At 33.1% G+C, this 19,072-nt stretch carries 20 protein-coding genes and 1 riboswitch; of the genes, 17 read left to right on the top strand and 3 right to left on the bottom strand.

Going from position 1 to position 19,072, the window contains the following annotated elements:
* Position 1: 1 nt before the first annotated feature.
* Positions 2 to 757: an RNA polymerase sporulation sigma factor SigF gene (gene sigF, locus ACFHWD_RS12235; RefSeq protein ID WP_150358806.1), complete on the top strand. Its 756-nt coding sequence runs from the start codon at positions 2 to 4 to the stop codon at positions 755 to 757.
* 86 nt (positions 758 to 843) lie between these two features.
* Here the strand turns inward: sigF and ACFHWD_RS12230 are convergent, their stop codons facing one another.
* Positions 844 to 3,180, bottom strand: coding sequence for a transglycosylase domain-containing protein (locus tag ACFHWD_RS12230; protein WP_150358807.1), 2,337 nt, complete (start codon positions 3,178 to 3,180; stop codon positions 844 to 846).
* Positions 3,181 to 3,292: 112 nt separating this feature from the next.
* On the opposite strand from ACFHWD_RS12230, the gene yunB reads away from it, so the two are divergent.
* Positions 3,293 to 3,985, top strand: coding sequence for a sporulation protein YunB (yunB, locus tag ACFHWD_RS12225; protein WP_150358810.1), 693 nt, complete (start codon positions 3,293 to 3,295; stop codon positions 3,983 to 3,985).
* A gap of 61 nt (positions 3,986 to 4,046) precedes the next feature.
* Here the strand turns inward: yunB and hpt are convergent, their stop codons facing one another.
* The gene (hpt, locus tag ACFHWD_RS12220) at positions 4,047 to 4,568 is read right to left on the bottom strand and encodes a hypoxanthine phosphoribosyltransferase (protein WP_150358808.1); all 522 of its coding nucleotides are present in this window, start codon (positions 4,566 to 4,568) and stop codon (positions 4,047 to 4,049) included.
* Positions 4,569 to 4,868: 300 nt separating this feature from the next.
* On the opposite strand from hpt, the gene rd reads away from it, so the two are divergent.
* From rd to ACFHWD_RS12195, 5 genes are all read left to right on the top strand, one after another.
* Positions 4,869 to 5,030 (top strand): rubredoxin, encoded by a 162-nt coding sequence (gene rd, locus ACFHWD_RS12215; protein ID WP_150358809.1) that lies wholly within the window; start codon positions 4,869 to 4,871, stop codon positions 5,028 to 5,030.
* Between the two features lie 242 nt (positions 5,031 to 5,272).
* Complete coding sequence (locus tag ACFHWD_RS12210) at positions 5,273 to 6,172, top strand: nucleotidyltransferase domain-containing protein (protein ID WP_150357296.1); 900 nt, start codon at positions 5,273 to 5,275, stop codon at positions 6,170 to 6,172.
* A 156-nt stretch (positions 6,173 to 6,328) separates the two neighbouring features.
* The gene (locus ACFHWD_RS12205) at positions 6,329 to 7,735 is read left to right on the top strand and encodes a PLP-dependent aminotransferase family protein (RefSeq protein WP_179977871.1); all 1,407 of its coding nucleotides are present in this window, start codon (positions 6,329 to 6,331) and stop codon (positions 7,733 to 7,735) included.
* A 57-nt stretch (positions 7,736 to 7,792) separates the two neighbouring features.
* Positions 7,793 to 8,437 (top strand): YigZ family protein, encoded by a 645-nt coding sequence (locus tag ACFHWD_RS12200; protein WP_150357298.1) that lies wholly within the window; start codon positions 7,793 to 7,795, stop codon positions 8,435 to 8,437.
* 98 nt (positions 8,438 to 8,535) lie between these two features.
* Positions 8,536 to 9,276 carry a YebC/PmpR family DNA-binding transcriptional regulator gene (locus ACFHWD_RS12195; RefSeq protein WP_150357299.1) on the top strand — a complete coding sequence of 247 codons (741 nt, stop codon included), beginning with the start codon at positions 8,536 to 8,538 and terminating at the stop codon, positions 9,274 to 9,276.
* A gap of 203 nt (positions 9,277 to 9,479) precedes the next feature.
* Here ACFHWD_RS12195 and ACFHWD_RS12190 read toward each other — a convergent pair whose 3' ends face one another.
* Entirely contained in the window at positions 9,480 to 10,652 is a 1,173-nt protein-coding gene (locus tag ACFHWD_RS12190; RefSeq protein ID WP_150357300.1) for a PLP-dependent aspartate aminotransferase family protein, read from the bottom strand.
* Positions 10,653 to 10,743: 91 nt separating this feature from the next.
* A riboswitch (SAM riboswitch) is annotated at positions 10,744 to 10,848 on the bottom strand.
* Between the two features lie 237 nt (positions 10,849 to 11,085).
* Here ACFHWD_RS12190 and ACFHWD_RS12185 point away from each other — a divergent pair.
* The 10 genes from ACFHWD_RS12185 (at position 11,086) to scfB (ending at position 18,988) form a co-directional block, all read left to right on the top strand.
* Positions 11,086 to 11,865 carry a ComEC/Rec2 family competence protein gene (locus tag ACFHWD_RS12185; protein ID WP_378062079.1) on the top strand — a complete coding sequence of 260 codons (780 nt, stop codon included), beginning with the start codon at positions 11,086 to 11,088 and terminating at the stop codon, positions 11,863 to 11,865.
* A gap of 52 nt (positions 11,866 to 11,917) precedes the next feature.
* The gene (locus tag ACFHWD_RS12180; RefSeq protein WP_150357304.1) at positions 11,918 to 12,514 is read left to right on the top strand and encodes a hypothetical protein; all 597 of its coding nucleotides are present in this window, start codon (positions 11,918 to 11,920) and stop codon (positions 12,512 to 12,514) included.
* A gap of 136 nt (positions 12,515 to 12,650) precedes the next feature.
* Complete coding sequence (gene ruvA / locus ACFHWD_RS12175; protein WP_150357306.1) at positions 12,651 to 13,241, top strand: Holliday junction branch migration protein RuvA; 591 nt, start codon at positions 12,651 to 12,653, stop codon at positions 13,239 to 13,241.
* Between the two features lie 14 nt (positions 13,242 to 13,255).
* Positions 13,256 to 14,305: a Holliday junction branch migration DNA helicase RuvB gene (gene ruvB / locus ACFHWD_RS12170; protein ID WP_150357308.1), complete on the top strand. Its 1,050-nt coding sequence runs from the start codon at positions 13,256 to 13,258 to the stop codon at positions 14,303 to 14,305.
* Positions 14,306 to 14,311: 6 nt separating this feature from the next.
* Positions 14,312 to 15,337 (top strand): tRNA preQ1(34) S-adenosylmethionine ribosyltransferase-isomerase QueA, encoded by a 1,026-nt coding sequence (gene queA / locus ACFHWD_RS12165; protein ID WP_150357310.1) that lies wholly within the window; start codon positions 14,312 to 14,314, stop codon positions 15,335 to 15,337.
* 65 nt (positions 15,338 to 15,402) lie between these two features.
* Positions 15,403 to 16,533 (top strand): tRNA guanosine(34) transglycosylase Tgt, encoded by a 1,131-nt coding sequence (gene tgt / locus ACFHWD_RS12160; protein ID WP_378062075.1) that lies wholly within the window; start codon positions 15,403 to 15,405, stop codon positions 16,531 to 16,533.
* A gap of 31 nt (positions 16,534 to 16,564) precedes the next feature.
* A complete protein-coding gene (gene yajC / locus ACFHWD_RS12155; protein ID WP_150357314.1) occupies positions 16,565 to 16,867 on the top strand; it encodes a preprotein translocase subunit YajC in 303 nt (100 codons plus the stop codon).
* An 87-nt stretch (positions 16,868 to 16,954) separates the two neighbouring features.
* Complete coding sequence (locus tag ACFHWD_RS12150; RefSeq protein ID WP_150357316.1) at positions 16,955 to 17,326, top strand: TIGR04086 family membrane protein; 372 nt, start codon at positions 16,955 to 16,957, stop codon at positions 17,324 to 17,326.
* A gap of 79 nt (positions 17,327 to 17,405) precedes the next feature.
* Positions 17,406 to 17,543, top strand: coding sequence for a six-cysteine ranthipeptide SCIFF (gene scfA, locus ACFHWD_RS12145; RefSeq protein ID WP_150357318.1), 138 nt, complete (start codon positions 17,406 to 17,408; stop codon positions 17,541 to 17,543).
* Positions 17,544 to 17,629: 86 nt separating this feature from the next.
* Positions 17,630 to 18,988: a thioether cross-link-forming SCIFF peptide maturase gene (scfB, locus tag ACFHWD_RS12140; protein ID WP_179977868.1), complete on the top strand. Its 1,359-nt coding sequence runs from the start codon at positions 17,630 to 17,632 to the stop codon at positions 18,986 to 18,988.
* Positions 18,989 to 19,072: the final 84 nt, after the last annotated feature.

The following is a 19,072-nucleotide window of genomic DNA, read 5'->3' as shown; positions in this document are numbered from 1 at the left end:
TATGGATGAAGAAGCAGTAAAAAAATTAAAGTGTAGTTATGAAGATAACTTGGACTTAATTAAATATGCAAAGCAAGGGGATAAAGATGCCTTAAATAAATTGGTAAAATTGAATTTGCCATTGGTATCAACTATAAGCAAAAAATTTTTAAATAGAGGATACGAGTATGAGGATATATTTCAAATAGGATGTATGGGACTCATGAAGGCAATAAATAACTTTGATCCAGGTTACAATGTAAAGTTTTCTACATATGCTGTACCAATGATATTAGGAGAAATAAAGAGATTTTTAAGAGACGATGGAATGATAAAAGTGAGTAGAAGTGTAAAAAATACAGCTAAAAAACTTCATTATGATAGAGAGGCATTGACAAAAAAGTTGAATAGAGAACCTACTGTGGAAGAGCTGGCTGAATACTCTGGTGTTGAAGTTGAAGATCTGATATTTGCTACGGAGTCTGTTACCAGTTTGCAGTATCTCTATGATACTATACACCAGGATGATGGCTCCCCGGTTCTCTTAATAGATAAAATAAGTAATAATCCAAATGAAGACGTAGAAATGATAGATAGAATTGCACTTAAAGAGGCACTTAAAGATTTAGATGTAAAATCACGACAGATTATAATGCTTAGATATTTTAAAGATAAAACTCAGGTTCAGGTAGCTAAAATGTTGGGTATAAATCAGGTACAGGTTTCTAGAATAGAAAAGAAAGTGTTAAAGAACATGAGAAAAATATTAGGTGGATAGCTGAAAATAAATATCAAAGTACAAAGTTTAAATCTTCATTAATTGTACATTGCGAATTGTCTAAACTTGTACTTTGATATTTTATTCTAATTATTTGTATCTGGTGTTTTAGGAGGTATATCTCCAGGATTTTTAACATTTTCACCATCGTTTGTATCATCTTCTGAACTGCCGTCAGAATTATTCTGACCCCTGTTTAAATTGGTGTCATCTTTTTTTGTATTTCCAGTATTGGTGTCATCTGTGGACTTATTGTTATTTGTCTTATCTTTGTGTTTTGTAAAATAGTCAAAAATGTTCCAGGAGCGATGCATGTCGCATTTTTCAGTTGGAACTGTACCTGATATAAAAAATTCAGTATAGACTTTACTTCCTTCAGGATCTGTATAACAGGCTGAAACAGGTAACTTCCCTGATTCGGAACAAATTGACTGGGCCACTACTCCGGAAGGCATTTTAATATCTTTTACAGGTAAATTCTTATGAAGAGGAGACATTATATTTGCCCAGAGTTTTGCCGCAGAGTTGCTGTTGAGGGAACTGTCCAAAACTGTGTTGTCATCATTTCCAATCCAAACTGCAGCGGAATAGTAAGGCGTTAGCCCACAGAACCACAGGTTTTTGCTGTCGCTGGAAGTTCCAGTTTTACCTCTTACAGGCATATTTCCTATATTTGCACTAGGAGCAGTACCTTCAGCACTGACCGGACCTTTGAGCATATCATACATTATATATGCTGCCTGGGGAGAAAGAACTTTTTTTGTCTTGGTTTTATTCTCCAGTAGAATTTTTCCATTTCTATCCTCAACTTTAGTGTAGAGTTTTGGTGAAGTATATGTGCCTGAATTTCCAAACACCCCGTAAGCGGCAGACATTATCAATGTATTTACACCATGATGGAGTTCTCCGAGGGACAGTGCAGCTATACTACTTCTATCATCATTGTCTAGAGTAATTCCAAATTTTTCTGCATAATCGGCAGCGGTATTTAATCCCAATTTGTCTTCAAGTTTTACTGCAACTAGATTTATAGAATGAGTTATAGCTGTCCTCAAGGTCATATTTCCACCTATGTAGGTATCATCTTTAGGCTGATAGGGTTCTCCGTTGGTGGTATATTTGTAAGAAACTTCATCTGATAATGGAGAATCTTCAAAAATACTGGCTGCTGTAAATTTTTTAGAGTCTATGGCAGGACCGTATACAGTTAATGGTTTTATACTGGAACCAGAAGGTCTCAAATAATTTTCCGATGCAGCTCGGTTAAAGGATCTTGCAGGCTGTGTGCCCCTTCCACCTACCAATGCTTTGACTTCTCCAGAATGATAGTCCATGACTACAGCAGAAGCCTGAGGCTGTACAATTCCGTTTTTATCCAATGATGAAGCTTGTAAAACACTGCTGTTATCCAAAGTATTTTGAGTTTCTTGCTGTAAATTTTTATTCATTGTAGTATGTATTTTTAAACCATCGTACATAAGTAAATTTTCTATTTCGTCATCACTATAATGGTATTGTGCTTTTAAGTCTTTTTTTACCGAATTGATTACCGATACTGTAAACCATTCATTATTGTAACCATTGCTTACAGTAGGCTGTGGATTAATATTCAATTTACCTGTAGAAATGTCATTTATTGCTGAAGTATATTGAGGTTGAGATATATATCCATTTTCATACATTTTTTTTATTACGGTGGCAGTTCTATTTAAATATATAGATGGATTTTTTCGTGAGGCTGGAGAATAAGGATAATATACGGATGGACTTTGAGGCATACCTGCAATAAAAGCGCATTGAATTAAATTCAAATCTTTTGCAGGCTTTCCAAAATACTGTTTGGAAGCAGCTTCAACACCTAAGGCTCTTCCGCCTAAAAAAATTGTATTCATATATGCTTCTAGTATTTGATCTTTACTTAATTTTTGTTCAAGCTGCAGAGAAAGATATATCTCCTGTAATTTTCGTTTGTAAGATACTTCTGGTGACAAAAATATGCTTCTCACCAGCTGCTGTGTTATTGTAGATGCACCTTGAATATTTGATTCTTTTATAAATTTGCTTTTAATATCTATGAATATTACCCCGATAAGTCTTTTTAAATCTATGCCCTTATGGGTATAAAACCGTTCATCTTCTATGCTGACGAAAGCATTTTTCAAATTTTGGGGCATACTGCTAAATGGAATTACTGTTCTCTGTTGAGGAGTGACCACTGCATCCATTAGCTCATCCTTATCATCATATAGAACAGAAGGTTCGCTTAAATTTAATATTTGATTTACATCTAATTTAGGGGAGTTTTTTATAATTGCAAGGGATATACCCATTAAGACTATAAATGCTATTATTAACAGACCAGATAAAATGATAGCTACTTTTTTAAAAGTCTTGGTTTGGGTTTTTTTATGTCTTTTAACCATAATTGTCCTCCTTGTTTTAACCTTTACATTTAAATTATTATAACATAAATTAAAGTGTTAATGAAACATATAAATTTTTAGGTAAATAAAGAATCATTTATTGTCATATATTATGGTATATGATTATAAGGGTGTGATGGATATAAGAAGATTTCATGTTACTGATAATAGAGTGAAAATCCTATTTATAATAGGGTGTACATTGATGATTTTAGGACTGTTTATTTATTTTGTGAATGCAGAAATAAGTCCAGCAATTGTGAAAGCTACTGATGTGCAAGCTAGAACTATAATTACTGAAACCATAAATTCGGTAATTATAGAAGAGTATTCAAAACAATTTGATTACAAAAATATTATAGATGTAGAAAAAGATAATCAGGGGAATATAAATATGATAAGGACAGATACGTTAAAGATGAATAAAATAGCTTGTGATGTGGCTATTAAGTGTCAGCAAAGACTAAAGAAGATAGGAAAAGTTGGATTAAAAGTTCCTTTGGGATATATAATGAAAAATAATTTACTGGTATTTTTAGGGCCTAATATAACTGTCAAAATGCAGCCTGTAGGGTATATAGAAACCAAATATATATCTAGTTTTGAAAGTGTGGGCATAAACCAATCAAGACATAAAATATATGTTGAAGTAAACACGAATATGAAAATTATAATTCCCCTTGGAACTGAAGATATAAAAGTAAAAAATGAAGTACCCATATCGGATACTATTGTATTAGGTAAGGTCCCGGAAACTGCTATAAATTTAGGAATTGATAAATCAGGGTTTAAAATTTCAAATTAATTGTAAAAGATTAATAGGGGAAATAACAGAAGATTTCCCCTAAAATCATCTATGAATATAATTAGTCCCAGTTAAATATGTAAGGTATATTTCTATAATAATCTCCATAATTAAGACCATAGCCTGCTACAAATACATCAGGAATTTTAAAACAGTAAAAATCCGGTTCCAGGGAAATTTTTCGTCTTTCAGGTTTATCCAATAACACACAGGATTTTATGCTGGAAGCACCTCGCGATTTTATATAATTTATAACAAAATCCATAGTTATACCTGTATCTATTATGTCATCTACAATCAATACATCATATCCGTGAATATCATCCAATATATCATTTAATATATTTACTTTTCCCGATGACGTTTCGGAATTTTTATAACTTGAAGTTGTCATAAAACCTATTTTTAGTGGAAGATCTATTTCCCTCACTAAATCTGATGTAAATATAAAACTTCCTCTTAAAAGAGATAATACATATAAATTTTTATTTTTGTATTCTTGATTTAACAATTTCCCCAATTCTTTTATTTTTTTTGCAATTTCTTCTTTAGTTATCAGTATATTTTTTGATTTATTTTCCATTACAAACCTCCAATGATATATTATAAAACATGGTCTCAAATTTACATTATTAATATTAACAACATTTTTACGAATTTTCAATACTAGGTACTCTTTAATAATTAATTTTTAACTGTGCTCAAGAATTGCTTGATTGGGGAGAAGTTTATACAACTGCATCAGTATAGAAAAAAAGTATATGATAAAGCTAAAAAATTTATAATTAAATGATAGCATGTATTATAGAATAGTACATATTGACTTAAAAAATTGACTGTGCCATAATTATAGTATAATTTATATTACGTAGGAGGAATTACGATGGATAAATATGTTTGTACTGCTTGTGGTTATGTTTATGATCCTAAAGTAGGGGATCCTGATTCTGGAATTAAGCCAGGAACTGCTTTTAAAGATTTACCTGAAGATTGGGTATGTCCACTTTGTGGTGTGCCAAAAAGCGATTTTGAAAAAGAAAAATAATTGGTATGTTGAGATAATAATGCTAAGTAATGTAAAAAAGGTATCTGAAGATATAGTACTCTTAAAGTGTTATATCTTCAGATACTTTTTGTTATTATAAATATTTATTTATGCAGCTAAAATTTAATAGAGTATTATATAAATTAAATATGTTCTTGAATTTTTGTAAAAAAAATAGTATATAATTGTATAATATATAATATAATTTTATACTCAAAATTTAAAAGGGGGCCGACAGGAAAATGGAAAAAACTATTTTACAGTATCAGAAAGCTTTTAATATTACTATTGAAAGACTTAGGACTAACGATTCTATTCTTGCAGTTATGGTTTTTGGAAGTATGATTACAGGGGATTTATGGGATGAGTCTGACATTGATTTACTTATAGTATGCGAAAATGACATGGATGATGTAAAAAACTTGTATACAGAGGAGGTAGGTGTGCCTATTCATGTCAAGTTTATGAGCAAGAACAATTTTTTACAATTGCCTGAACAGGATTTAAAAGGTGGATTCATTCACAGGATAATATCTTCTTCTAGATTGATATTTTCTAAAGACATGGATATAACGTCCAAATATGATGTGGGAAGATATTACCCCGATTTGGATAGAGAAAGGTGGAATATGTTTTATCTTGGAGAATTATTTAAAAGTATGAGTATATGTAAAAAATACCTTCAGAATAATGGAATACATACTTCTTATATTGCTGCAGTACGGTCAATAGAAGAATTTTCCAAATTATATATAAACTCATCAGGCCATATGATAAGTAAGGATGCTATGACTATGACTATGAATTTAAATAATGACTTTAAAGTCTGTGTGGATAATTTGTTTTTTAATGACATTAGAGAAGTGGAGAAGTCTATAGAAGATACTATGAATTATTTAAAGAAAAATGTAGATAAAAATATTCGAAATGTTGCGAAGATACTTTTGAATTATATGAGAGAAAAAGACTGTTTTTTGAGTTCGGAAGATATAAAAAACGACGAGTTATTTTGTAATTATAATATAAATATGGAAGAGATCCTAAATGAGTTGTGGAAGAGAAATCTAATTAAAAAAGAATCCAGAGATTATAGAACTAAAGATGGAACGTGTTTATTTAAAGAAAATGTATATTTTATTTAGTGGTTTTTCCATATAATGAAATGGGATTTAGTACCAAAAATTTATTTTAATTTTTAGTACTAAATCTTTTATTTTTATGTTATTGTGATGATGTAGGATAATATCTATAGGATGTTTTAATATATTTTAATTTAAAGAAGGGAAATGAAGTTTCTATTGAATAAATATTTGATGGATTTAAGAAAAGGGAAAGTTAAGTATTTAATGATAGAGGAACATATAAAAAATTTAATAGACAAAAATAAAATAAAGGATGGTGAGAAACTGCCGGCTATAAGAGAACTAGCGCGAATATTAAAAGTAAATAATATTACCATAGTAAATGCCTATAAGGAGCTGCAAAGTAAAGGATATGCCGTCTTAAAAATGGGAAGTGGAACTTATGCCAAGAAGAGGGATATAAATAGGAACCTTAATAGAGAGTATTCTAGGGCATTGAAGAGAATATTCAGCAATGAAATAGGAGACTATATAGATTTTACAGGAGAGACATCCAGCGGCGAATTTTTTCAAATAGATCTCTTTAAAAATGTTTTAAATGAGGTATTGGACAGGGATGGGTCCAGGGCTTTAATTTATCAGGAACCGTTGGGATATGAGGGATTGAGAAAAAGTATAAGTGATGTGTTTTGGAAGGATAGTGTAAATCCAGAAGATATACTTATAGTTTCTGGAGCTCAACAGGGAATAGATGTAGTTTCAAAAGCTATCCTAAATACAGATGATAGTGTAATAGTTGAAAAGCCAACTTACAGCGGAGCACTATCCGTATTTAAGTCCAGAAGATCAGAGATAATTGAAATACCAGTAGAGAAGAATGGTGTAAATGTGGATAAGCTTGAAAAAATACTTCAAAAAAATAATATAAAATGTTTTTATACTATGAGCTATTTTCAAAATCCATCTGGTATAAGCTATGATGATGACAAAAAAAAACAAATATTGAGGTTGGCAGAGATATATAATTTTTATATAATAGAAGATGATTATCTTTCAGAATTAATTTACGATAGTAATATAAAATATAATAGTTTTAAAAGTTTGGATCATAATGATAGAGTCATTTATATAAAAAGTTTTTCAAAGATATTTTTGCCTGGCATAAGAATTGGATATTTAATACCTCCTGAAAAATTTAGAGAGAACATTCAAAATTCTAAAATTAACACGGATATAGCTACCTCCAGCCTTATGCAGAGGGCATTGGATTTATACATTAGGAAAGGTATGTGGAAGGATTATATAAATATGTTAAATATAAAATACAAGGATATGTATATATATATGGGAAAATGTATAGTTAAATACCTAAATGATAAGGTAGACTTTACAAAGCCAGGAGGGGGACTGCACTTTTATCTAAAAATTAAAGATAGTATTGAAATAGATTCCATAAGTCTTTTTAAAGAGGCAAAACGTAGGGGAGTGTTAATTACTCCGGGTTCATTATATTATAAGAATCCTTCGGAAGGTAAGAAATATTTTAAAATTGGATTTTCACATGTTAGCAAAGAAAATATAAAAAGAGGAATTCAAATATTAAATAGTCTTATGACTATATAGTTTATTATATATTTTTAAGAAATAATTTATGAGGGATGTTTTGAAAGGCGGGGTAATATGGGATATTTTACAGTAAAAAATCAAGCTGGTTCGAGATTTGAGGAAAAAAAGTCCATATTTATAGGGAGCGTAAAGAGAGTATATACTGAAGGTGATGCTAGAAGATTCATAAATAGGGTGAAAGAACAAAATCCTAAAGCATCACATAATGTGTATGCATATGTAATTGGAGAAAAAATGAATATTCAAAGATACAGTGATGATAGAGAACCTCAAGGAACTGCAGGAATACCTATCCTGGAAGTGATTAAAAAAAAGAAGCTGACAGATATTGTCACAGTGGTAACAAGATATTTTGGGGGAATACTTCTAGGTAAAGGCGGGCTGGCAAAAGCTTATTCTAAATCTGCTGTATTATCTATTGACAGTGCAAAGATAGTGGAAAGAGTAAAAGGTTCACCTATAGATATATCTATAAATTACGAGGATTTGGGGAAATTGCAGCATTTTTTTGAACAAAAGTCTATTCCTATAGAGAATATTGAATATGCTGACAAAGTTCAATTGTCAATAAATTGTATTCTAGAAAATGTTGATTTGCTGATAAATGAGATAATAGATGTAACCAATGGAAAATGTGAACTTATAGTTGGAGATGAAGAATTTTATTTTAAAGTTGATAATAACCTGATTAAAGAATAATGCGTTTATATTTGTAGTGATCTGCTTTTATATGATATAATACAATTTGCATGATCAATATTAAATAGTTATAAACTGTAAGTTAGGAGGAAATTTATATGTCAGGACATTCAAAATGGCATAATATACAGGCAAAAAAGGGTAAGGCAGATGCGAAAAAAGGTAAGATATTTACTAAGATAGGAAAGGAATTGGCTATTGCGGCTAAAACCGGTGGTTCAAGTCCAGATAGCAATGCAAAATTAAGAGATGTCATAGCAAAAGCTAAGGCAAATAATATGCCCCAGGATACAGTAAACAGGGCAATCAAAAAAGGCGCCGGAGAAATGGAAGGGGTAAGCTATGAGGAAATAGTTTATGAAGGATATGGACCTGGAGGGGTTGCTGTGATAGTAAAAGCATTAACTGACAATAAAAATAGAACGGCAAGCAGTGTAAGGGCTGCATTTTCAAGACACGGTGGAAATCTAGGAGCTAATGGATGTGTGTCCTGGATGTTTCAAACTAAAGGTCAGATTATTATAGAGAAAAAAGATGACATTGATGAAGATGATGTCATGATGAAAGCCCTGGATGCCGGTGCAGAGGATTTTGATGCCCAGGAGGAAGTTTTTGAAATAATTACTTCTGTAGAGGAGTTTGGGAAAGTCAGAGAAAATCTTGAGGGAAATGGACTTGATTTTTTGTCAGCAGAAATTACTATGATACCGGATAATACTATCTCTGTTGATATGGAAACTGCTGAAAAAGTTCAGAGATTAATAGATAAACTTGAAGACGATGATGATGTTCAGGATGTTTATCACAATGCTGATTTTCCTGAAGAATTTGAAGGGTAAAGGACCATATGAACCATCTTTGATATGGATATATATATAATATTCATATCAAAAGTGGTTTTTATTGTTAAATAATACGTTTTGCCTTATTCAGGCGCACAGCAGTGCTTATGTCCCATTTTGAGAAGTTGGGAGTAGCCAGCAATGGTAGCGTTCGGATAAAAACTAGGGGGATTATCCCCCAGTTTGAAAGCATTGTATTATTATAATCCGCATTTTTGCAATGCTTGTTTTAAGTCTTCAATGATGTCTTCCGCACTTTCAAGTCCTACACTGAATCTTATGTATCCATCTCTGAAATTTTCTGGATAGAAATTGATCCTTTCATCACTTGCTCCAGTGTATACAATCAGGCTCTCGTCATGTCCCAGGGAAACTGCCGGAACGATGAGCTCAAGTGAATTTATAAATTTATTATGGGTTTCCGCATCTGCTTTAAGTGCAAAAGCTATAATTCCTGAGTAGAGCTTCATCTGTTTTTTGGCAATTTCATGCTGCGGATGGCTTTCAAGACCCGGATATGCCACGAACTTCACTGAAGGATTTGATTCCAGATATTGGGCGACTTTGAGAGCGGTATGGCTGTGTTGCTCCATACGCAGGGGAAGTGTCACAACACCTCTCATTATAAGCCATGCATTAAAAGGACTTATAGTTCCCCCCAGATTCACCATAGCCTGGGCTTTAATTTTGTCTGTGAGATCTTTTTTGCCCAGCACTGCTCCACCCATGGCATCACCATGTCCATTTATATATTTGGTCAAGCTGTGTATAACAAGATCTGCTCCCAGTTCAAGAGGGCGCTGCAGGTATGGAGAGGCAAATGTACTGTCAACACTAAGTAGAGCTCCTGCGGATTTCGCAATTTTTGCAATTTCTTCAATGTCGCTTATTCTCGTGGTGGGGTTTCCTGGAGTTTCAACATGAATGAGCCTGGTATTGGGGTGTATGGCCTTTTTTATTTCTTCTAGGTTGGAGGTATCTACAAGGGATGTCTCTATATTGTATTTTTCAGGGAGATATTCGTTTAACAGTCTGTAAACTGCTATGTATGATACATTTGAACAGATCACATGTGAATTTTTGTCAAGAAAAGTAAAAAACACACCTGCCAGTGCAGCGACACCACTTGCAAGGACCACGCAGTCTTCTGCACCTTCCAGTGCGGCAAGTCTTTGCTGAAGATAAAGTTGATTTGCAGAGGTGTTTCTGGTATATAATATCTGATTTGGATCACTCCAGTTGATTGAAGATGCATCTTCGGGAAGCCTGTAACAGTTTGCCATGGTTATTGGGCGCCTTATGGCCCTGGTTTCTTTATCAATACCATTTCCCACGTGAATGCATTTTGTTATAAAGCTGGTTTCTTTGCTCATAAATTTTCCTCCTTATTAATTGTGTATAGTATAAAATAAAAAAGCTGTTTTTCATAAGAAAAACAGCTTTAAAGTTACAACTTGAAAATTTTTCTTATCTTTCAGAATAATCTGTTGGAATTAACACCATACATTAAATAGAATGTTGGTTGTCGGGCATCATAGGGCCAAGTCCCTCCACCGCTCTTGATAAGATTTATTTATTAATTTTTTTAATAGTATACCTAAATAGGAATTTTGTCAAATATTTTTGTTGATGGAGTTAGGAACTTTTACTTTTCTATTTTAAATATGTACTATGTGTCATGAGATTTTCTCACCTATAATTTAGAATATAACAATTTTAATTGTAAAAAATAATAATAGCGACGATTTATGAGGAGTAATTTGTATAAAACGAATATTAGCTATTATTTTTGTAATTATAATGTATATGGATAATGTTGCTCTGGCTAAATTTGGAAATTATGAGGTTCATTTTTTAGGAGTTGGTCAGAGTGACTGTATTTTAATAAAAACTGATGATAAAAATTATCTTATAGATACAGGAGCTGCTTATTATACCAAGAGAATTATAAGATATTTGGATTTAAATCAGGTAAAAAGCATAGATGGTATAATACTCACTCATTATCACGATGATCACTATGAAGGCATAATTAAAATAGCTCAGTCCAGAAAAGTTTGTAAGGTGTATCTTCCAGATCATAGAAACTATATCCAGAATATTATGAGTGATAAGCTGAATAAAATGGGGGTGGATGTTGAATATATAAAAAGAGGTTGGGAAATTAAAAATTATGGATGCGTTCTTAAGGCAATCGGGCCGGTTCGTGAAAGTAAAACTGTAGAAAATAATAATTCTATAGTCCTGCAGGGAAAAGTAAATGGATTACAATATGTATTTGCAGGAGACTGTGAGAGATCAGAAGAAGAAGATATTTTAAAAACAGGCGAACTTAAAAAATGTGATGTGCTTAAAGTTCCCCATCATGGATTAAATACAAGTACTACGAATAGGTTTTTGGATAGGGTAGAACCTAGAGTGGCGATTATAACGAGTGATGGAGTGGGAACTCCGGATAAAAGAGTTGAAAACAGACTTATAAACAAGGGGGCAATAGTTTGGAGAATAGATAATCAAGGCAATATAGTCATTAAAAATGACATATTGTATTGCAGTAAAAATTATACCAGCATAAGATTGAAATAACATGTATAATTTTTATAAAAGTGTCTATAATATCCAGAAAAGGAGGGATATTGTGGATAGAAGAAAAATTCGCACGGCAATTTTAGTTGTTTTTACTATTTTAATTTTTGGATTGAGTTGTTATATATGTATAGTGGGATTTCAAAATATAAATATGGAAAAGAAATTAAGTCAAGCTAATAAGAATTCCTATGATACTGTAAAAGTGAATTCTTCCATAAACGGTGTTGTTGATAATGATGCCAGAGTAATATTCAAGATAAAATATGATAAAAGCGGAGAAGTTCAGATAGAAAAACAGGAATTGGCAGGAAAGTTAGCTGGCAAGAAGAAAAGTGAAGTTGAAAAAGCTTATAAGGATGTAGGATATAAGGTAGAAAAATTCAGTGCAGGAGAAATAGTGTTAATAAAAAATGTAGACAAATATGCTCCTAATAAATATGTATTGGGAATAAAAAATGGATTTATAGCTATATATAAAACAGATAAACAGGGAAATATGCTTATAGAAAATGAAAAAAGAGATATTACAAGTATAAGTACGAATAGGTTGAAAGAAGAAGATATTAAACTTTTGACTAAGGGAGACAAATATTTTCAGTGTAATACCAGAGAAGAAGCAGAAGCACGCCTTGAAGACTATGAATAGTAGCCTTTAAGGCTTTTTTAGGTAAAGGAGCCTGGTTCTATATAATTATCACTTGAACTGAGGTATTCAAAATGATAAAGTATAATATGTGCTATAATATTTATATGATTTTCAATATTTTACGGGGGAATTTTAGATGTATGAGTATATAAAGGGGATATATAGAGGCGTGAGTAGAGATTATATTATAGTTGAAAACAATGGCATAGGCTATAAAATAAATACGTCAGGTAGTACTATTGCTAACACCCCTAAAATAGGTGAAAACATATTGTTGTATCTGCAGCAAATAGTAAGGGAAGATTTTATAGGATTGTATGGCTTTCTGACGAAAGAGGAGATAAACATGTTCAATCTTCTTTTGACTATAAATGGAATAGGTGCTAAAGCAGCACTTTCGCTCCTATCCATAAGTAATGTTGCTAATTTAAAGTATGCTATAATATCTGGAGATGAAAAGAATTTAGTGAGGGCTCCCGGAGTAGGAAAGAAAACTGCGCAGAGAATTATCTTGGAATTAAAAGATAAAGTATCCCCAGAGGAAATCGGGGATCATGAGAATAATTGTCAAGAGCTTGGTGAAGGCAAAACCACTTCTGAAGTTGTAGAAGCTCTCAAGGCCCTTGGATACTCTGAAAAGGAGGCAAACAGTGCATTGAAAGCCATAAATAATAATAGTTCTATTGAAGTTATGATAAAAGAAGCTTTGAAATTTTTAATGGATTAGGCTAGGTGATGGGTGTGGAAAATAGAATAGTCACTCCATTTAATATGGAGGGTGATGCTGAAAACGAGCATAGTTTAAGACCTAAAAGACTTAGTGAATATATAGGACAAAACAAGGTGAAAAATAAGCTTAATATATTTATAGAAGCTGCGAAAAACAGAAAAGAAGCACTAGATCATGTGCTTCTCTATGGACCGCCGGGACTTGGGAAAACCACTCTTGCAAATATAATTGCCATGGAAATGGGAGGGAATTTGAAAGTTACTTCTGGTCCGGCTATAGAGAGAGCGGGGGATTTAGCTGCAATACTTACCAGTTTAAATGATATGGATGTGCTTTTCATAGATGAAATACACAGATTAAATAGAAGCGTAGAGGAAATATTGTATCCTGCTATGGAAGACTATGCACTTGATATAGTTATAGGAAAAGGTGCGGCTGCAAAATCCATAAGACTGGATCTTCCTAAATTCACATTAATAGGAGCTACTACTAGGATAGGACTTTTGACATCTCCACTGAGGGATAGATTTGGAATGTTATGTCCCATGGAGTTTTATGGAGAAAAGGAGCTCAGTGAAATTATAATTAGATCTGCAGAGATACTCGATATAAATATAGAATATGAAGCTGCCCTGGAAATAGGAAAAAGGTCCAGGGGAACACCGAGAATTGCAAATAGACTTTTGAAAAGGGTTAGAGATTATTCAGAGGTAAAAGGTAATGGAACAATAGATGTTGAGACCAGCAAGCTTGCTTTAAAATTATTGGAAGTGGATGAAGAGGGATTTGACAGTATAGACAATAAAATATTAAAGGCTATAATTGACAATTTCAATGGAGGACCTGTGGGAATAGAGACACTGGCTTATTTTATAGGAGAAGAATTGGATACTATAGAAGATGTGTATGAACCCTATCTGCTTCAGAAGGGTTTTATAATAAGAACACCTAGGGGGAGAATGGCATCTGATAGTGCCTACAGACATTTTAATAAAACTAGAAAAGGTGGCACATTGAAGAGAAAACAATACAGTCATCGTGGACAAAACGAAACGGAGTGAAATTTATTGAAAGTTACGGATTTTGATTTTTACTTACCTAAGGAACTGATTGCACAACATCCATTAAAACAGAGAGATGAAGCAAGGCTTATGGTATTGGACAAGAAGACAGGAAAAGTAGAACATAAGGTGTTTAGGGATATAATAGGCTATTTAAATCCGGGAGATTGTCTTGTTTTAAATGATACCAGGGTTTTACCTGCAAGGCTTATAGGGAAAAAAGAGGGCAGCGGCGGAAAAATGGAAATTTTGCTGTTAAAGAGAAATGAGGATGGCAGCTGGGAAACACTGGTTAAGCCGGGAAGAAGAGCTAGGATTGGAGACAGGTTTGATTTTGGAGATGGAGAGTTGAAAGCTGAAATATCTCAGATAAAGAAAGACGGAAATAGGATAGTTAAATTTGAATATAGGGGAATATTTGAAGAAGTACTGGATAAACTTGGGCAAATGCCTTTGCCGCCTTATATAAAGGAAAAGTTGGAAGACAAGGAAATGTATCAGACGGTTTATTCTAAAGAAGAAGGTTCAGCGGCAGCCCCTACGGCTGGACTTCATTTTACAGAGGATTTACTCCAAAAAATAGAAGATAAGGGAGTTAAACTTGCTTTTTTGACTTTACATGTGGGTATTGGAACTTTTAGACCGGTTAAGGTTGAAAATGTTGAAGACCATGATATGCATTCTGAATACTACCGTATGTCGAGGGAAACTGCAGATGTAATTAACGGAGCAAGGGAAAGCGGGCACAGTGTAATTCCTGTGGGAACCACATCCTGCAGAACTCTTGAAACCATAGCGGATGAAGATGGAAGAGTCAGAGAACAGTCAGGATGGACAGATATATTTATATATCCGGGCTATAAGTATAAGATAGTAGATAAGCTTATAACAAATTTTCATTTACCCCAATCTACCCTCATAATGCTGGTAAGTGCACTATGTGGGAGAGAAAATATATTAAATGCATACCGGGAAGCGGTAAAAAACAGATACAGGTTTTTCAGTTTTGGAGATGCCATGTTTATCAAGTGATTTTAAGAGTCAGGTATAAAAATTTAGGCTGTGCATTGTGAATTGTATAAATATGAGGTGTTTCGATGTATAAATTACTGAAAAAATGTGGAAGAATAAGGAGAGGTGAGTTTGTTACTACCCATGGCGTGGTTCAAACTCCGGTATTTATGAATGTAGGTACTTTAGCGGCTATAAAGGGTGCGGTTTCAACTATGGATTTAAAAAAAATTGGCTGTCAAATAGAGTTGTCCAATACATATCATCTGAGTTTAAGACCGGGAGATGAAATCATTAGGCAGCTGGGCGGATTACATAAATTTATGAATTGGGATAGACCCATTTTAACTGACTCAGGCGGCTTTCAAGTATTTTCACTGTCTGATATAAGAAAAATAAAAGAAGAAGGGGTATATTTTAATTCCCATATAGACGGCAGAAAGATATTCATGGGACCTGAAGAAAGTATGAGAATTCAGAGCAACTTGGCGTCTACTGTAGCCATGGCTTTTGATGAATGTGTGAAAAATCCTTCCCCGAGAGATTATGTTGAAGATTCAGTGAAGAGGACTACTAGATGGCTTAAAAGGTGCAAGATAGAACTTGACAGATTAAATTCTCTATCTGATACTATAAATAAAAAGCAGATGCTCTTTGGAATAAATCAGGGTGGAGTATATGATGACATAAGAATAGAACATGCTAAAACAATAAGCGAAATGGATCTGGAAGGGTATGCCATTGGAGGATTGGCAGTAGGGGAAACTCATGAGGAAATGTACAGGATTTTAGAAAGTGTCATACCATATCTTCCGCAGAATAAACCCATATATTTGATGGGGGTGGGCACACCGGAAAATATACTTGAATCAGTGGAAAGAGGGGTGGATTTTTTTGACTGTGTCCTCCCTGCAAGAAATGGAAGGCATTCCCATGTATTTACATCGGAAGGTGAATTAAATCTTTTAAACGCAAAGTATAAATTAGATGATAATCCCATTGATCAAGGATGCAGCTGTCCCACTTGTAAAAATTACAGCAGAGCTTATATAAGACATCTGTTTAAGGCAAAGGAAATGCTGGCTATGAGACTTTGTGTGATCCACAACCTATATTTTTATAATAATATGATGAAGGAAATAAGAGATGCTATTGATGGAGATTATTTTCATTCATATAAAAGAGAAAAGCTTAATCAATGGGAAGACAAAAGTTAAATAAGAACTATTTTATAAGGAGGTGAAAGCGTTGGATTTATTAGTTAGGATATCACCATTTATATTTGTAGTGGTAATTTTTTACTTGCTTATATTTTTACCAGAGAGCAGGAGAAGAAAAAAATACAATGCTATGTTGAGTAATCTTAAAGTCAATGATGAGGTTATGACTAAAGGTGGTATAGTAGGTAAAATTATAAATATCAGAGAAAATGAAAGTTTTATAACACTTCAGACAGGACCTGACAGAATAAAGATAAAACTTGACAAGACAGGGGTGTTAAATGTCCTTTCAGATGATAAAAGCTCAGAAAATTCTAATAAGGGTAAATAGAAATAAATTCAAAGAAAAGAAGTTTAAAATTTAGGTATAAAGCGCCTTTTGTCTACATAGATACTATTAGATAGGAGGTGTTTTAATTTGGAAAAAAGTAATAATTATCTTTCTGCTATAGAAGGAGTTATTAGAGGATTTATAATTACTGTGATTTTGCTTTTGATCTTTGCCGTTGTAATGACTTTTATAGAAGTCAGCAGTCAGGTAAGTTATATAGTTTATCTTATTACGACAATACTCAGTATAATGTACGCTTCCATTTATGCAGTGAGGAAAATAGGGGAAAAGGGATGGCTTATAGGTATTATAGTTACTCTTTTATATCTATTTATACTATATGTAGTTTCTGTTATTTCGGGAAATTCTGCTGTGATAGGTGTAGATGGAATTAAGAGGTTAGTACTTGCACTAATAGTGGGGGCCTTATCTGGAATGATTGGAATTAACTTGCAATAGGTACTTATAGTCCGGCTTTATTTTGAAATTGATTTATGTTATAATCTAAACGATATATTATTAATTGGAGGAGTTTAATATGAAGCATATAAAAACTATAAGTAATTCTAATATAAGAGATAGCCTAAAAAAGCCAGGTTGCAGAGAATGTGCTAATTCCTGCCAGTCGGCGTGCAAAACTTCCTGTACCGTTGCCAATTTGGCCTGTGAAAATTAATATAAATTTTAGGCAGTAACAGATAAAAAGTTACTGCCTAAAATTTATGTCATCGTAAAGATAAGTGTATTATAGGAGGGAATAATTTGGCTAATATTCATAAATTTGTACAGGGTGGATATCGATATGTATTGGATGTAAACTCCGGGGCACTTCATGAAGTTGACCAGCTGGTGTATGATATCCTGGATGATGAAAAACCGCCTGGTCTTGAAGAGACGCTGGAAATGCTCAAAGATAAATATGAAAAAGAGGATATTGTGGAGGCATATGGAGAGATAGAGGAATTAATTAAAGGGGATATACTGTATTCTAAAGATCTCTATGAAAATATTGCGTTGCAAAATGACAATTCGGTATCATTTATAAAGGCATTGTGCTTAAACATTGCGCATGATTGCAATTTAAGGTGTAAGTATTGTTTTGCAGATGAAGGCGAATATAAGGGAAGCAGAAAGCTTATGTCTGCTGATATTGGAAAAAAAGCAATTGATTTTGTCATAGAAAAATCAGGACCTAGGAAAAATATAGAAGTGGATTTATTTGGTGGAGAGCCCCTCATGGCTTTTGATACTGTAAGGCAGATTGTGGATTATGCAAGATCTCAAGAAAAGATACACAATAAGAGTATAAGGTTTACCATGACTACTAATGCGACACTTTTAAATGATGAAATAATAGATTATCTGGACAAAAATATGGGGAATATAGTGTTGAGTATTGACGGAAGAAAAGAAGTAAATGACAGAGTGAGAGTGAGGATAGATGGAAGTGGAACCTTTGACTCCATATTGCCCAAAATCAAAAAGATGGTAAAAATAAGGGATAAATCTAAACAATACTATGTCAGGGGAACTTTTACCAGAAAAAATACGGATTTTTTCAAAGACATAAAATATCTTGCAGATGAAGGATTTGATGAAATATCCATAGAACCTGTAGTGCTTCCTAAGGACAACCCACTCTCAATAAGGGAGGAGGATCTGCCAACTATCTATGAGCAGTATGACAAGCTGTATGAAGAAATGCTTCGAAATGGTGGAAAGTTTAAATTCTATCATTTTAATATAGATATTACAGGGGGACCCTGCGTATATAAAAGAATATCGGGCTGTGGAGCAGGACATGAGTATGTGGCTATAACTCCCGATGGAGACATATACCCCTGTCATCAATTTGTGGGTAATGAAGATTTTAAAATGGGAAATTTAAATGATTGGAATAATTTAAGGGAGGATATTGTTCAAAAGTTCAAGACGGCCCATATATATAATAAACCCAAATGCAAACAGTGTTGGGCAAGGTTTTACTGCAGCGGCGGATGTCAGGCTAATAATTACAATTTCAATGGAGATATGAGAGAACCCTATTCACTGGGATGTAAAATGCAGAAAAAGAGAATTGAGTGTGCTATTGCACTTAAGGTCAGAACCATGAAAAAATAGGAATATATTTTACATAAAGTTAATACTTAAAGTCATTATATTTGGGCTCATAGTATTGACGCTGTTTTTCTTAAGTAATATAAT

It is taken from the genome of Clostridium sp. MT-14, from assembly GCF_042436595.1.
Classification (GTDB): Bacteria; Bacillota; Clostridia; order Clostridiales; family Clostridiaceae; genus Clostridium_B; species Clostridium_B aromativorans.
This window is presented reverse-complemented; position numbering and strand designations above follow the sequence as displayed.

What these genes read in the sequence shown, in the direction of transcription:
- yunB (WP_150358810.1), top strand. Translation starts at nt 3,293, where the DNA reads ATGGTATATGATTATAAGGGTGTGATGGATATAAGAAGATTTCATGTT.
- ACFHWD_RS12210 (WP_150357296.1), top strand. Translation starts at nt 5,273, where the DNA reads ATGGAAAAAACTATTTTACAGTATCAGAAAGCTTTTAATATTACTATT.
- scfA (WP_150357318.1), top strand. Translation starts at nt 17,406, where the DNA reads ATGAAGCATATAAAAACTATAAGTAATTCTAATATAAGAGATAGCCTA.
- ruvA (WP_150357306.1), top strand. Translation starts at nt 12,651, where the DNA reads ATGTATGAGTATATAAAGGGGATATATAGAGGCGTGAGTAGAGATTAT.
- sigF (WP_150358806.1), top strand. Translation starts at nt 2, where the DNA reads ATGGATGAAGAAGCAGTAAAAAAATTAAAGTGTAGTTATGAAGATAAC.
- rd (WP_150358809.1), top strand. Translation starts at nt 4,869, where the DNA reads ATGGATAAATATGTTTGTACTGCTTGTGGTTATGTTTATGATCCTAAA.
- ACFHWD_RS12230 (WP_150358807.1), bottom strand. Translation starts at nt 3,180, where the DNA reads ATGGTTAAAAGACATAAAAAAACCCAAACCAAGACTTTTAAAAAAGTA.
- hpt (WP_150358808.1), bottom strand. Translation starts at nt 4,568, where the DNA reads ATGGAAAATAAATCAAAAAATATACTGATAACTAAAGAAGAAATTGCA.
- ACFHWD_RS12200 (WP_150357298.1), top strand. Translation starts at nt 7,793, where the DNA reads ATGGGATATTTTACAGTAAAAAATCAAGCTGGTTCGAGATTTGAGGAA.
- ACFHWD_RS12185 (WP_378062079.1), top strand. Translation starts at nt 11,086, where the DNA reads ATGGATAATGTTGCTCTGGCTAAATTTGGAAATTATGAGGTTCATTTT.
- ACFHWD_RS12190 (WP_150357300.1), bottom strand. Translation starts at nt 10,652, where the DNA reads ATGAGCAAAGAAACCAGCTTTATAACAAAATGCATTCACGTGGGAAAT.
- ACFHWD_RS12195 (WP_150357299.1), top strand. Translation starts at nt 8,536, where the DNA reads ATGTCAGGACATTCAAAATGGCATAATATACAGGCAAAAAAGGGTAAG.
- tgt (WP_378062075.1), top strand. Translation starts at nt 15,403, where the DNA reads ATGTATAAATTACTGAAAAAATGTGGAAGAATAAGGAGAGGTGAGTTT.